Here is a 14,371-nt window from a genome sequence, read left to right on the forward strand (position 1 = left end):
AAGGTTCCCAAATTGCGGCAACCCATTGACCCCTTGAGGACTTCTATGGCCTAGTCCGCCGTCTTTAGACGGCCGAACCCACGAAAACCCAAACGATTCCATGACCTCCGAACGCTATAACGCCCGCGACTCCGAACCGCGCTGGCAAGCCGCCTGGGACCAACAGGCAATCTTCGTCTCCAAGAACGACGATTCGCGGCCGAAATACTATGTCCTGGAGATGTTCCCCTACCCGTCGGGGCGCATCCATATCGGCCATGTCCGCAATTACACGCTCGGCGACGTGCTGGCCCGCTTCATGCGCGCCAAGGGTTTCAACGTGCTGCATCCGATGGGCTGGGACGCCTTCGGCCTGCCGGCCGAGAACGCCGCCATCGAGCGCAAGGTCGCGCCGAAGGCCTGGACTTACGACAACATCGCCGCGATGAAGAAGCAGCTCCGCTCGATCGGGCTGTCGCTGGACTGGAGCCGCGAGATCGCGACCTGCGATCCCAGTTACTACAAGCACCAGCAGAAGATGTTTCTGGACTTCCTGCGCGAAGGCCTCGCCGAGCGCGAAAAGCGCAAGGTGAACTGGGACCCCGTCGACATGACCGTGCTCGCCAACGAGCAGGTGATCGACGGCAAAGGCTGGCGTTCGGGTGCCGTTGTCGAACAACGGGAAATGAGCCAGTGGGTCTTCAAGATCACGAAGTACTCGCAGGAGCTGCTGTCGGCACTGGATGCGCTGGACCGCTGGCCCGACAAGGTGCGGCTGATGCAGCGCAACTGGATCGGCCGGTCGGAAGGCCTGTTGATCCGCTTCGCGCTCGATGCGGCGACGACGCCGGCCGGCGAGAGCGAGCTGAAGATTTTCACGACGCGCCCGGACACGTTGTTCGGCGCAAAATTCATGGCGATCTCGGCCGATCATCCGCTGGCGCAGGCCGCCGCGGCGAAGAATCCGAAACTTGCCGAGTTCATTGCCGAGATCAAGAAGATCGGCACCGCGCAGGAAGTCATCGACACCGCTGAGAAGCAGGGCTTTGACACCGGCATCCGTGCGGTCCACCCGTTCGATCCGTCCTGGAAGCTGCCGGTCTATGTCGCCAACTTCGTGCTGATGGAATACGGCACCGGCGCCATCTTCGGCTGCCCCGCGCATGACCAGCGCGACCTCGACTTCGTCAACAAGTACAGTCTCGGCAACATTCCGGTGGTGTGCCCCGAGGACCAGGATCCGAAATCGTTCGTCATCACCGACACCGCCTATGACGGTGACGGCCGCATGATCAATTCGCGCTTCCTCGACGGCATGACCATCGATCAGGCCAAGGAAGACGTGGCGAAGCGTCTCGAAACCGAGCTGCGCGGCAACGCGCCGGTCGGCGAGCGCCAGGTGAACTTCCGCCTGCGTGACTGGGGCATTTCGCGCCAGCGCTATTGGGGTTGCCCGATTCCGATCATCCACTGCCCCAAATGCGATGTGGTGCCGGTGCCGGACGCCGACCTGCCCGTCATACTGCCTGATGATGCGACCTTCGACAAACCCGGCAACGCGCTCGATCATCATCCGACCTGGAAGCACGTGACCTGCCCGCAATGCGGCGGCAAGGCGCAACGCGAAACCGACACCATGGACACCTTCGTGGATTCGTCCTGGTACTTTGCGCGCTTCACCGATCCCTGGAACGAGAACGCGCCGACGACTCCAGAGGTCGCCAACCGGATGCTGCCGGTCGACCAATATATCGGCGGCGTCGAGCACGCGATCCTGCATCTGCTCTACAGCCGCTTCTTCACGCGTGCGATGAAGGCGACCGGGCACATTGCGCTGGACGAGCCGTTCGCCGGCATGTTCACGCAGGGCATGGTGGTGCACGAGACCTATCAGAAGGCCGACGGCACCTATGTGCAACCGGTCGAGGTCAAGGTCGAGACCGGCGCCAACGGCCGCCGCGCGACGCTGCTGACCTCAGGCGAAGACATCCAGATCGGCCCGATCGAGAAGATGTCGAAGTCGAAGAAGAACACGGTCGACCCCGACGACATCATCGAGACCTACGGCGCCGACGTCGCCCGCTGGTTCATGCTGTCGGATTCCCCGCCTGACCGCGACGTGATCTGGAGCGACGAGCGCGTCCAGGGCGCCTCGCGCTTCCTGCAGCGGCTGTGGCGGCTGGTGAACGACTCCATGAAACTGGGCAAGACCGCGCCGACGGCTCGCCCGGCCAGCTTCGGCCCGGACGCCACCGCCTTGCGCAAGGCCGCCCATGGTGCGTTGGACAAGGTCACCACCGGAATCGAGCGGCTGCACTTCAACGTCTGCCTCGCCCATATCCGCGAGTTCGCCAATACGTTTTCGGAAGTATTGCAGCGCCCCGGCCAGCCCCACCCCCGACCTCGTCTGGGCGATCCGGGAGGCCAGCCAGATCCTGGTCCAGCTGTTCTCCCCGATGATGCCGCACCTGGCCGAGGAGTGTTGGCAGGTTCTGGGCCACAGCGGGCTGGTTTCCGAGGCCAATTGGCCCCAAATCGAACGCGATTTGCTGATTGAAGACAGCGTGACCCTGGTGGTCCAGGTCAACGGCAAGAAGCGGGGCGAGGTCACAGTTGCAACAGCGGCCGAGAATCCGGAAATCGAGGCTGCCGTTTTGGCCCTCGATGCGGTAAAACTGGCTCTGGACGGCAAGCCCGTCCGCAAGGTGATTATCGTCCCCAAGAGGATCGTGAATGTTGTCGGCTAGGATCCGCATCGCAGCCCGCTTGCTGGCGGTCGCCGCCCTGGCGGCCCTGACGGCCGGCTGCTTCCAGCCGATGTATGCCGAGCGCACCGACGGCACCCCCGGCCTGCGCGAGAAGCTGATGGGGGTCGATCTGCCCCCGATCGCCAAGGCGAATGCCTCCCGCGAGGCGCGCGTCGGCGTCGAGGTCCGCAACGCGCTGGCCTTTAAGCTCTATGGCACCGCCACCGGCATGCCGCCGACCCACCGCCTTGAGATCCGCTTCTCAAGCAGCAAGTCGTCGCTGATCGTCGATGCCAATACCGGCCTGCCGAGCAGCGAAAACTACGGCCTCGACGCCCAGTACAATTTGATCGAGGTCGTCAGCGGGAAGTCGGTGATGACCGGCACCACGTTCTCGCGCGTGTCCTACGACATGCCCGGCTCCTATCAGCGCTTCAGCCGCAACCGCGCGGTACGTGATGCCGAGGATCGCGCCGCCAACGAGATCGCCGAGAACATCACGACGCGCCTCGCCTCGTTCTTCACCGCAGGCACTTAATTCATCCCGTCATTCCGGGGCACCCGGAACGACGAACCTCAGGCAACATGGTCGCGCTGCGCGGAAAAGAGATCGACGCCTTTCTCGCCCGCCCCGATGCGGGCCGTCCGATCATCCTGCTCTATGGTCCCGATGCCGGCCTCGTGCGCGAACGCGCCGATGCGCTGATCGCCTCGGCTGTCGACGATCCCAACGATCCCTTCTCGCTGGTCAAGCTCGATGGCGACGAGCTCTCCGCCGAGCCGTCGCGGCTCGTGGACGAAGCGATGACGGTGCCGCTGTTCGGCGGCCGCCGCGCCATACGCATCCGCGCCGGATCGCGCAGCTTTGCCAGCGGCATCGACACGCTGGCGGAGATGGGCGTGAAGGATTGCCGCATCGTGATCGAGGCCGGCGAGCTGCGCCCGGAATCGCCACTGCGCAAGGCCTGCGAGCGTGCCAAGACGGCCGTCGCGATGGCCTGCTATCCCGACACCGAGCGCGACCTGGCCAAGCTGATGGAAGACGAGCTCCGCATCGCCAATCTGCGCATCGCGCAGGACGCCCGCGCGGCGCTGATGTCGTTCCTCGGCGGCGACCGCCAGGCCTCGCGCAACGAGCTGCGCAAGCTCACCCTCTATGCCCATGGCAAGGGCGAGATCACGCTGGACGACGTGATGGCCGTCGTCGCCGATGCGTCGGAGCTGAAACTCGATCCGATCGTCGACGGCGCCTTCGCCGGCCGGCCCGAGATCGTCGAGAACGAGTTCGCCAAAGCCATGATCGCCGGCACCTATCCAGGCGTGATCATCTCTGCGGCGCTGCGTCAGGCGGCGTGGCTGCACAAATCGGCGCTCGCAATCGCCGACGGCACGCCCGCTTCCGCGGTGCTCGACGGCGGCTATCCGCGCCTGCATTTTTCACGAAAGCCCGCGGTCGAAACCGCGCTGCGCAATTTCAGCGTGGCGCGGCTCGCCGCCATCATCGAGCAGCTCGCGACCGCTGCGCTCGACACCCGCAAGCAATCCACCCTCGCCGCCGCCATCGCCCAGCGCACGCTGATGTCGATCGCCGCGAACGCGAAGCGGCGGGGCTGAACTTCCGTTCTCTCCGCGCGTCATTGCGAGAGTGTCTCTCCCTCTCCCCTCGTCATTGCGAGGAGCGCAAGCGACGAAGCAATCCAGAGTCTCTCCGCAGAAAGATTCTGGATTGCTTTGCTGCGCTCGCAATGACGTGTGGATGGGCGTTAATTCCTCATCCTGAGGAGCGCGCTCTTGCGCGCGTCTCGAAGGATGAAGGCCCGGGCCCTTGCCCTTCGAGACGCTGCTTCGCAGCTCCTCAGGGTGAGGGTAAGAGAGTACGAATGACGGCCTACAGCGCGCCCTTCGCCAGCCGCCGCATTACCTCGTCGAGCTGGTCGAGATTGCGATAGTTGATCTGGACGGAGCCGCCGGGGTCGCGGTGGCTCACAGTGACCTTGAGGCCGAGCGCGTCGCTGACGCGCTTCTCCAGGTCGACCGTGTCTGGGTCCTTTTCCTTCGTCCCCGTGCGCGCTTTCTGCGGCTTGCGTTCCGGCACGCCCTCTTCATGCGCCAGCGCCTCGGTCTGGCGGACGTTGAGGCCCTCTTCGACGATGCGCTTGGCAGCCGCGAGCGGATCGGGCACGCCGATCAGCGCACGGGCGTGACCTGCGGTCAGCTCGCCGCTCGTGATCAAGGCTTGCACCTCGTCGGGCAGCTTCGTCAGCCGCATCATGTTGGCGATGTGGCTGCGGCTCTTGCCGACGACTTTGGCGATGTCGTCCTGGCTGCGTTTGAACTCGTTGGCGAGCGCGTGATACCCAAGCGCCTCTTCCATCGGGTTGAGGTCTTCGCGCTGCACGTTCTCGACGATCGCGAACTCCAGCGCATCGCTGTCGCTGATGTCGACGGGGACGATCGGCACTTCGTGCAGGCCGGCCATCTGCGAGGCACGCCAACGCCGTTCGCCCGCGATGATCTCGAAGCGGTCCTGCGCGCCCTTCACCGGACGCACCACGATCGGCTGGATCACGCCATGCTGCTTGATGGAGTCAGAGAGCTCCTTGAGCTCGGCCTCCGAAAAAGCGCGGCGCGGGTTGCGCGGATTGGGTTTGATGAATTCGATCGGCACCTTGCGCTGCGCGCGCGGGCGGTCGACATGCTGAGCCTCGCCGCCGACGTCCCCGATCAGACTCGCAAGACCCCGGCCCAATCGCGAACGCGCTTCATCGGCCATCGTCAGCTCCCTTGGATTCACGGTGCAGCACTCCAGAACTGAATTCTCGAAACTTGTAGGATGGGTAGAGCGAAGCGAAACCCATCGCTGTTGGCGCGTTCGATGATGGGTTTCGCTGCGCTCTACCCATCCTACGAATTAGCGCACCTCAATGCGTCGTCCGCAGCTCGCGCTCGCGCTGGATCACTTCGGTGGCGAGCCGCAAGTAAGCTTCGCTGCCGACGCATTTGAGATCGTAGACCAGCACCGGCTTGCCGTAGGACGGCGCCTCCGATATGCGCACGTTGCGCGGGATCATGGTCTTGTAGACCTTTTCGCCCATGAACTGCCGGACGTCGGCAACGACCTGGTTCGAGAGGTTGTTGCGCGAGTCGAACATGGTCAGCACGATGCCGTGGATCGACAGGTTCGGATTGAGCGTCGAGCGCACCTGCTCCACCGTCTGCAGCAATTGCGACAGACCTTCGAGCGCGAAGAACTCGCACTGCAGCGGCACCAGGATCGCGTCGGAAGCCGCCATCGCATTCACAGTGATCAAGTTGAGCGAGGGTGGACAGTCGATCAGCACGTAGGTGTAATCCGCGTCGGGCGAGACGTTGTTGTTGAGCGTGCTGATCGCGTCACGCAGCTTGTAGGCACGACCGGGCGTGGTGCCGAGCTCGAGCTCGAGGCCGGAGAGATCCATGGTCGAGGGCGCGATATGCAGCCGCGGCACGGCAGTCGACACCACCGCTTCTCGCAGGCTCGCCTCGCCTACCAGAACGTCATAGGTCGAGCAGGAGCGGTTGCGGCGATCGATGCCGAGGCCGGTCGAGGCGTTGCCCTGCGGATCGAGATCGACGATCAGGACGCGTTCGCCAATCGCCGCGAGCGCCGTGCCGAGATTGATCGCAGTGGTTGTCTTTCCCACGCCGCCCTTCTGATTCGCCAGCGCCAGGATGCGCGGATGGCCCTGCGGGACGGCGGCGGTCTGTTCTTGCTGCGGTTCGTCAATCACGCTCATCGCAAATTCCCCACTCGACCCCTGAACGCCTCACCCGCGCCGTTCGACGGAAGCCAGCTCGACGATCCAACCGTCACCTGTCCGGCTTTGGTGGAGCTGCGGCTGAATACTCCAATATTTAGTGGCTTCGGTCAATTCAGACTCTACATCTTGACCCTTGAGAAACAACGCTTTTGCGCCCTGGCGCATCAGCGGCTCCGCAAAGCCAATGAGCTGGTGTAGCGGAGCCAGCGCACGCGCGGTGACGCAATCGACCGGGCCGGTGATTCTATCCACATTATCCCCGATCTCGGCGAGATGTACGACTCCCGGAGATGTCGTGACGCGAATAGCTTCGCGCAGGAAGGCCGCCTTCTTGGCGGTTCGCTCGACCAGATGGACGCTCGCCTCGGCGGTCCCCGCCATGGCGCAGGCGAGGACGACCCCAGGAAAACCGCCGCCGCTGCCGAGGTCGGCCCAGCGTTTGGCCGACGGCGCGAGCGCCACGAGCTGAAGCGAGTCGGCGATGTGCCGGGTCCAGAGATGCGGCAAGGTCGAGGGCGCGACGAGGTTGGTCTTGGCTTGCCATTCCCGGAGCAGTGCGATGTAGCGATCGAGCCGGGCTTCCGTTTCATGTGAAACGGGCGCGAGCTTGAGCGCCGCGATCTTGTCGGCAGCGACGATGGAGTCCAGCGACTGATCGTTGGCGCTGGCCTTGTCCAGCTTCGGCCTGATCGGCGCCGGTTCGGAGCGAGGACCAGTGCCCTCGCCCGCCGAAGGTTTTTCTGATGACGATCTGCCGCCGCCCGGCCCGCGTTGTTTCACGTGAAACGCCTATGCGATTGCTTTGGAAGCCTTCCGCGCCTCACGGCGAAGATAGGCCGCGAGGATGCCGAGCGCCGCCGGAGTCATGCCGTCGATCCGGCCGGCCTGGCCGACGGTGAACGGCCGCGCCTTCTCCAGCTTGGCCCGGACCTCATTGGAAAGACCGGGGACCTGCTGGTAATCGACGTCCGACAGCACCATCCCCTCATCCCGCCTGAAGGCTTCGACGTCCGCGCTCTGGCGCTCCAGATAGACATCGTACTTGGCATCGATCTCGAGATGGGCGGCAATGACGGGATCAATGGCAGAGAGCTCCGGCCAGATTGCGCGGACCTGGCTCCAGCCGATGTCGGCATACGCCATCAGCTCGAAGGCCGATCGACGCTGGCCATCCCGGTTCAGGGACAGCCCATGCTTGATGGCTTCGTTCGGGGTGATCGTCAGTGACTTCGATAGCATTCGTGCCGCATTCAGAGCGTCCATCTTGGCCCGATGATGCAGCGTCCGGGCACTGCCAACGCAGCCCAGGGCGATGCCCTTCTCGGTCAGACGCTGATCGGCATTGTCGGCGCGCAGCGTCAGCCGGTACTCGGCCCTGGAGGTAAACATCCGATAGGGTTCGCTGATGCCGCGGGTGACGAGGTCGTCGATCATCACACCGATATAGCCATCGGCACGATCGAACACCGTCAGTTCGGCGCCGCTGGCGGCCAGCGCCGCATTCAGCCCGGCCACGATGCCCTGGCCGGCGGCTTCCTCGTAGCCGGTCGTGCCGTTGATCTGCCCGGCCAGGAATAGACCGCGAAGTCGCTTGGTCTGGAGAGTCGGATCGAGCTCCCGGGGATCGACGTGGTCGTATTCGATGGCATAGCCCGGCCGGACCATCTTCACCCGCTCCAGGCCGGGAATGGTTGCGAGGATGGCGAGCTGGACCTCCTCCGGCAGCGAAGTCGAGATGCCGTTGGGATAGACGGTGCTGTCGTCGAGCCCTTCGGGCTCCAGGAATATCTGGTGACCGTCGCGATCCCCGAAGCGAACGATCTTGTCCTCGATCGAGGGGCAATAGCGCGGTCCGGAGCTCTTGATCTGGCCGGAGTACATTGGGGAGCGATGGACATTGGCCCGGATCACCTCGTGGGTCGCGGACGTGGTCCGGGTGATCCCGCACTGGATCTGCGGCGTCGTGATCCGTTCGGTCATCACCGAAAACGGCTCCGGAGGCTCGTCGCCCGGCTGCATCTCGACGGCCGACCAGTCGATCGTCGTGCCATCCAGACGCGGCGGAGTCCCCGTCTTGAGCCGTCCAAGGGTGAACCCGGCTCGCTCGAAGGAGGTCGAAAGGCCCATCGCAGGAGCCTCGCCAACCCGGCCGGCCGGCCAGTTCTTCTCACCTAGATGGATCAGGCCGCGGAGGAAGGTGCCGGTGGTGACGACCACGGCCCCTGCCCGAAGTTCGCGCCCATCCGCTAGACGCAAGCCGGTCACGCGGCCCTCGATCACGATCAGCTCGTCCGCCTCGCCCTCGACAACGGAAGGACCCTCGGTCTCCCGGATCGCCGTCTGCATCGCGGCGGCATAGAGCTTCCGGTCGGCCTGCGCGCGCGGACCACGGACCGCTGGGCCCTTACGGCGATTGAGGACGCGAAATTGGATGCCGCCGGCATCGCCGACCCGGCCCATCAGCCCATCGAGCGCGTCGACCTCACGGACCAGATGACCCTTGCCGAGACCGCCAATGGCGGGATTGCAGGACATCGCGCCGACCGTGGAGAATCGATGCGTCACCAGAGCGGTCGCTGCGCCCATGCGGGCAGAAGCAGCCGCGGCCTCACAGCCGGCATGACCGCCGCCAATCACGATGACGTCGAAGCTCTCTCGCTCTGTTCGCATGGCGGGACTTGTATCCCAGAGGCCGAGAAGCCGGAAGTGGAAACTGAATGAGGATGCTGTTTCACGTGAAACGGAACTTCGAGGCCAGAACGCTCTTCGTGAAAACAACCCCATGCACAGTCGCCTCCTGTTTTTCACGAAGCAAAACGAGTTAGAGCCAATGTTTCACGTGAAACACGTGGAGCTCCACTCCTTCTCAGCAAAAGCCCAAAGAATGGAACAAGTGCTAGTCCTACAATCAAGACTAGCGCTACTTCCCGATACAGAACTTCTGGAAAATCGCCCCGAGGACATCCTCGACGTCCACCCGACCCAACAGCCGGCCCAAGGCATAGGCGGCAGCACGCAGTTCTTCGGCGGCAAGCTCCTCGCCCTCTTCTATAAGCTCCAGACTCCGGCGCAAGCTGTCCGATGCCCGGCCTAACAGATCCCGCTGGCGGGCCCGGGTCACCAAGGCGCCCTCGGTCGTTCCGAAGAAGTCCGCGGCGAATTTCACGAGGGCATCGACCAGCTCGGGAATACCGTCGCCCCGGCTCGCCGCGATTCCGAACCCACCGGGCGGCCCGGCGTCCTTGACCTCGCTGAGATCGATCTTGTTGCGCACGATCCAGACCGAGCCGCTGGAGGGACTGCTCCCGCTGCCGGACTTCCCCAGCGATCCCATCGCGTCCAGATCGACAGCGCTGCCACCCTCCACCAGCCACAACACGAGGTCGGCGTCTTCGGCCCGCGCTCGCGCCCGGCGGACACCCTCCTGCTCGACCGGATCATCGGTCTCGCGAATGCCGGCGGTGTCGATCACCGTGACGGGATAGCCGTCGAGATCGAGCTGCACTTCGATCACATCACGTGTCGTGCCGGCATGCGGCGAGACGATCGCGACGTCGCGGCGCGCGAGCTGGTTGATGAGTGTCGACTTGCCGACATTCGGCTCGCCCGCAATCGCAACCACCAGGCCGTCGCGCAGACGTTCAGCTTGTCCCTGTGCCGCAAGGACTTCTGCGATTTCGCCGTGCAGGGCCCTGATCGCCTTGACCGCAGGCGCCCTCAACTCGGCGGGCACATCGCCCTCGTCGGAAAAATCGATGCCGGCCTCGATCAAGGCCGAGGCCTCGATGATGCGCTCACGCCAGTCGCGCGCGCGATTGCCGAGCAGGCCCTGCAACTGCCGTAGCGCCTGGCGGCGCTGGCGGTCGGTGTCGGCATGAATGAGATCGTCGAGGCCCTCCGCCTCGGTCAGATCGAGCTTGCCGTTCTCGAATGCGCGCCGCGTGAATTCGCCGGGCTCGGCGGCCCGCATATCCGGAATTACGGAAATGGCGGCGAGGAGTGCAGCCAGCACCGCGCGGCCGCCATGGACGTGAAATTCGGCGACGTCCTCGCCGGTCGCGCTGGCCGGCCCCGGGAACCACAGCACCACCGCATCGTCGATCGGCTGGCCCGCGCCGTCACGAAGCAACCGGCGGCTGGCCTGCCGCGGCTTCGTCAGTTTACCTGCCAACGTTGTCAGCGCCAGGCCGGTGCCGGGCCCGGAGACACGCACCACCGCGAGCGCGCTCGGCGGGCGACCGGACGACAGCGCAAAGATGGTCTGGTCTCGCGGATGCATGGCCTATTTGTCCGGCTGACGGGGAAAAGGCAAACGTCCGTTGCGGGGCGACGGATCGCGTTGCTTTGCTGCACCAATTCCCGCAGCAAAATCCATATTGCGATGCAGTATGTCCGGGACGAGGTTTGCTGCAAAATTGCTCGCCACCGATTAAAGTGGCATTCCAGAATTCTATTATTGCCAAACAATATCAATGACTTATATAAAATCGGGTTAAGCCGAAAATGCCCAACCATGCTGCACCTTCGCTGCAACAAAGCCGCAAAAGAAAAGGGCGCCAGAAGGCGCCCTTTGATTTCCACGCTGCACCCTGGCTCAGGTATTCATCGAGTCGAAGAACTCGGAATTGCTCTTGGTCGAGCGCAGCTTGTCGAGCAGGAAGTCGATGCCGTCCATCGTACCCATCGGGTTCAGGATGCGCCGGAGCACGTACATCTTCTTCAGGACCACCGAATCGGTGATCAACTCTTCCTTGCGGGTGCCGGAGCGGGAAATGTCGATCGCCGGGAAGGTCCGCTTGTCCGAGACCTTGCGGTCGAGGATCAGCTCGGAGTTACCGGTGCCCTTGAACTCTTCGAAGATGACTTCGTCCATGCGGCTGCCGGTATCGACCAGCGCGGTCGCGATGATCGTCAGCGAGCCGCCCTCCTCGATGTTGCGGGCGGCACCGAAGAAGCGCTTCGGGCGTTGCAGCGCGTTGGCGTCGACACCGCCGGTCAGCACCTTGCCGGATGACGGCACCACGGTGTTGTAGGCGCGGCCGAGGCGCGTGATCGAATCGAGCAGGATCACGACATCGCGGCCATGCTCGACCAGGCGCTTGGCCTTTTCGATCACCATCTCGGCGACCTGGACGTGGCGCACCGCCGGCTCGTCGAAGGTCGAGGAGACGACCTCGCCCTTCACCGAGCGCTGCATGTCCGTGACTTCTTCCGGACGTTCGTCGATCAAGAGCACGATCAGATAGCACTCAGGATGATTGTGCGCGATCGAATGCGCGATGTTCTGCATCAGCACCGTTTTACCGGTGCGCGGCGGCGCGACGATCAGCGCGCGCTGGCCCTTACCGATCGGCGCGACGATGTCGATCACCCTCGCAGACAGGTCTTTCCGCGTCGGATCGTCGATTTCCATGCGGAAACGCTGATTCGGAAACAGCGGCGTGAGATTGTCGAAATTGACCTTGTGCTTGGCCTTTTCCGGGTCCTCGAAATTGAGCGTGTTGACCTTCAGCAGCGCAAAGTAGCGCTCGCCCTCTTTCGGGCTGCGGATGTGGCCTTCGATGGTGTCACCGGTGCGCAGGCCAAAACGGCGGATCTGCGAGGGCGAAACGTAGATGTCGTCCGGGCCCGGCAGATAATTCGCATCAGGCGAGCGCAGGAAGCCGAAGCCGTCGGAGAGAACCTCGACGACGCCTTCGCCGACGATGTCGGTCTCGGCGATCGCAAGCTGCTTGAGGATGGCAAACAACAGCTCCTGCTTGCGCATGGTGCTGGCATTCTCGACCCCGTTCTCTTCCGCGAACGAGACGAGCTCGGCCGGCGTCTTCGACTTGAGGTCCTGGAGTTTAATTTCCCGCATTGGGGTGGTCCTGTGGGGTAACCTGGGGAGGGGGTGCGAGGAGGCTCTGAAATGCGGACGCGAGAATGTAAGGTCCGCAGGTCTGGCAAGGAGAGCGCCGGTGAGGCTTCAAACCTGATGGGGTGTCCGGCTTTTGGAAAGCTCAGACACGACCACATCCGCCTGCGTTGGGTGGGATATCGCTAATATAGAAAATCGGCTCACACTCCGCAAGCCGAAGCGCTGAGCGATCGTTCGCGATCCTTGCCTAGAACGGCTTCACGATCACCATGATGACGATCAAAATCATCAGAGCAGTTGGTACCTCATTGATAATCCGATAGAATTTCTGGCTTCGTGGGCGCCGGTCCGCGGCGAAATCCTTCAACCATCGCGAAAAAAAGCCGTGGACCGCGGACATCACTAGGACCAGTGCCAGTTTTACGTGCAGCCAGCCGAAGGTGAACCAATGGCCGGCCCAGGCGAGATAGAGCCCGGCTAACCAGGTGACGATCATGGCGGGATTGATGATCGCCTTGAACAGGCGCCGTTCCATGATCTTGAACGTTTCCGACTGCTTCGAGCCGACCTCGGCTTCGCAATGATAAACGAACAGCCTTGGCAGGTAGAGCATGCCCGCCATCCACGAGATGACGGCGATCACATGCAGCGCCTTGATCCAGAGATAGACGTCTTCGAACATTTTTCTGCGTCCGGATTTCTGCCGAGGCAAGGGAACTGGGGATAGTAAGAACCCGTTAAGGTCTTGCCTGCACACTTATCCGTCCGTAGCGCCCTTCTCCAATAAGAATCTTAGGTTCTTAAGGTTTGTGTTTATGTGACGGTGAATTGGACTCACACAATTCAGTCCGCCCGTTGCCACGCGCTTATTCACATCCATCAACATATACCCGATCGCTCTGGTCGCTTTCGATAAGTCGACCAGCTTCAAAGGCTTGCGCGTTTCTGTCGGCAGCTTATCAAGGGGGTTATCGGCCCGATCCCGTTTCCCTTTCGGCAGGGCGTCGAACTTGTTCTCAGGGGCAGTGGTGTGAAGAAAGTTGGCGGTTATCCCGCCCCTGCTGTCGCACATCCCTTTCCGAGCGGTTAAGCTCCACAGAAATCCACAAACCACACCGCCTTCATACAAAGAGCTTTTGTGCCGACCTCGAATAATTATTTCCATCTGCACCTCGTCTCCGACTCCACCGGTGAGACGCTGATCACGGTCGCACGCGCCGTTGCCGCCCAGTACGCCAACGTTACCCCGGTCGAGCATGTCTATCCGCTGGTGCGCAGCCAGAAACAGCTCGATCGTGTGCTCGACGAGATCGAGGAAGCGCCGGGAATCGTGCTGTTCACGCTGCTCGAGAAGGACCTGGTTTCCAGGCTCGAGGACAAGTGCAAGGGGATCAATGTTCCGAGCCTGTCGATCATCGGCCCGGTGATGCAATTGTTCGAGGCGTATCTCGGAGCTGCCACGACCGGCCGGGTCGGCGCCCAGCACGTGCTCAATGCCGAATACTTCAAGCGCATCGACGCGCTGAACTACACCATGATCCATGATGACGGTCAGCATGTCGAAGGGCTCGACGACGCGGACGTGGTGCTGGTCGGTGTCTCCCGCACCTCCAAGACTCCGACGTCGATCTACCTTGCCAATCGCGGCATCCGCACTGCAAACGTGCCGCTGGTTCCGGGCATTCCGGTTCCCTTGCAATTGGAAACGTTAACGCGACCGCTGGTCGTGAGCTTGCATGCGACGCCGGAACGGTTGATTCAGGTGCGCCAGAACCGCCTGCTTTCGATGGGCGCCGATTCCAGCAGCGACACCTATATCGACAGGCAGTCAGTCGCGGAGGAGGTCGCATTCGCCCGCAAGCTGAGCGCCAAGCACGATTGGCCGCTGCTCGACGTCACGCGGCGCTCGATTGAGGAAACTGCCGCAGCGATCATGAAGCTCTATAGCGATCGCCAGCGTAACCGGCCTTCTGAATAGTCTTGGG

10 protein-coding genes and 1 pseudogene are annotated in these 14,371 nt (G+C 62.9%); 4 read left to right on the top strand and 7 right to left on the bottom strand.

Annotated features, from left to right (window positions below; all coding sequences use genetic code 11):
- The first annotated feature begins 100 nt into the window (after positions 1–100).
- From leuS to holA, 3 genes and pseudogenes are all read left to right on the top strand, one after another.
- Positions 101–2,726: pseudogene (gene leuS, locus ACVWYI_RS02780) on the top strand (leucine--tRNA ligase).
- Entirely contained in the window at positions 2,713–3,264 is a 552-nt protein-coding gene (gene lptE / locus ACVWYI_RS02785; protein WP_247352557.1) for an LPS assembly lipoprotein LptE, read from the top strand. The pseudogene leuS and the gene lptE overlap by 14 nt, the downstream one beginning before the upstream one ends.
- 47 nt (positions 3,265–3,311) lie before the next feature.
- Positions 3,312–4,340 (top strand): DNA polymerase III subunit delta, encoded by a 1,029-nt coding sequence (gene holA, locus ACVWYI_RS02790; RefSeq protein ID WP_247352559.1) that lies wholly within the window; start codon positions 3,312–3,314, stop codon positions 4,338–4,340.
- Positions 4,341–4,614: 274 nt separating this feature from the next.
- Here holA and ACVWYI_RS02795 read toward each other — a convergent pair whose 3' ends face one another.
- The 7 genes from ACVWYI_RS02795 to hemJ form a co-directional block, all read right to left on the bottom strand.
- Complete coding sequence (locus tag ACVWYI_RS02795; protein ID WP_456661159.1) at positions 4,615–5,499, bottom strand: ParB/RepB/Spo0J family partition protein; 885 nt, start codon at positions 5,497–5,499, stop codon at positions 4,615–4,617.
- 148 nt (positions 5,500–5,647) lie between these two features.
- Positions 5,648–6,502, bottom strand: a complete 855-nt coding sequence (locus tag ACVWYI_RS02800; protein ID WP_247448231.1) for a ParA family protein — start codon at positions 6,500–6,502, stop codon at positions 5,648–5,650.
- Positions 6,503–6,532: 30 nt separating this feature from the next.
- Positions 6,533–7,216 carry a 16S rRNA (guanine(527)-N(7))-methyltransferase RsmG gene (gene rsmG, locus ACVWYI_RS02805; RefSeq protein WP_456664475.1) on the bottom strand — a complete coding sequence of 228 codons (684 nt, stop codon included), beginning with the start codon at positions 7,214–7,216 and terminating at the stop codon, positions 6,533–6,535.
- A 99-nt stretch (positions 7,217–7,315) separates the two neighbouring features.
- Positions 7,316–9,196, bottom strand: a complete 1,881-nt coding sequence (gene mnmG, locus ACVWYI_RS02810; RefSeq protein ID WP_456661160.1) for a tRNA uridine-5-carboxymethylaminomethyl(34) synthesis enzyme MnmG — start codon at positions 9,194–9,196, stop codon at positions 7,316–7,318.
- 250 nt (positions 9,197–9,446) lie between these two features.
- Positions 9,447–10,805, bottom strand: coding sequence for a tRNA uridine-5-carboxymethylaminomethyl(34) synthesis GTPase MnmE (gene mnmE / locus ACVWYI_RS02815; RefSeq protein ID WP_456661161.1), 1,359 nt, complete (start codon positions 10,803–10,805; stop codon positions 9,447–9,449).
- 315 nt (positions 10,806–11,120) lie between these two features.
- Complete coding sequence (gene rho / locus ACVWYI_RS02820) at positions 11,121–12,386, bottom strand: transcription termination factor Rho (protein ID WP_247352569.1); 1,266 nt, start codon at positions 12,384–12,386, stop codon at positions 11,121–11,123.
- 247 nt (positions 12,387–12,633) lie between these two features.
- A complete protein-coding gene (gene hemJ / locus ACVWYI_RS02825) occupies positions 12,634–13,068 on the bottom strand; it encodes a protoporphyrinogen oxidase HemJ (RefSeq protein ID WP_456661162.1) in 435 nt (144 codons plus the stop codon).
- A 456-nt stretch (positions 13,069–13,524) separates the two neighbouring features.
- Here hemJ and ACVWYI_RS02830 point away from each other — a divergent pair, with 456 nt between their 5' ends.
- Positions 13,525–14,364, top strand: coding sequence for a pyruvate, water dikinase regulatory protein (locus tag ACVWYI_RS02830; RefSeq protein ID WP_247352572.1), 840 nt, complete (start codon positions 13,525–13,527; stop codon positions 14,362–14,364).
- The last annotated feature ends 7 nt before the right edge of the window (positions 14,365–14,371 follow it).

It is taken from the genome of Bradyrhizobium sp. LB13.1, assembly GCF_054056815.1.

Excerpts from the sequence above, each read along its gene's own strand:
- holA (WP_247352559.1), top strand. The coding sequence starts at position 3,312 with ATGGTCGCGCTGCGCGGAAAAGAGATCGACGCCTTTCTCGCCCGCCCC.
- mnmG (WP_456661160.1), bottom strand. The coding sequence starts at position 9,196 with ATGCGAACAGAGCGAGAGAGCTTCGACGTCATCGTGATTGGCGGCGGT.
- mnmE (WP_456661161.1), bottom strand. The coding sequence starts at position 10,805 with ATGCATCCGCGAGACCAGACCATCTTTGCGCTGTCGTCCGGTCGCCCG.
- ACVWYI_RS02795 (WP_456661159.1), bottom strand. The coding sequence starts at position 5,499 with ATGGCCGATGAAGCGCGTTCGCGATTGGGCCGGGGTCTTGCGAGTCTG.
- lptE (WP_247352557.1), top strand. The coding sequence starts at position 2,713 with ATGTTGTCGGCTAGGATCCGCATCGCAGCCCGCTTGCTGGCGGTCGCC.
- hemJ (WP_456661162.1), bottom strand. The coding sequence starts at position 13,068 with ATGTTCGAAGACGTCTATCTCTGGATCAAGGCGCTGCATGTGATCGCC.
- rho (WP_247352569.1), bottom strand. The coding sequence starts at position 12,386 with ATGCGGGAAATTAAACTCCAGGACCTCAAGTCGAAGACGCCGGCCGAG.
- ACVWYI_RS02800 (WP_247448231.1), bottom strand. The coding sequence starts at position 6,502 with ATGAGCGTGATTGACGAACCGCAGCAAGAACAGACCGCCGCCGTCCCG.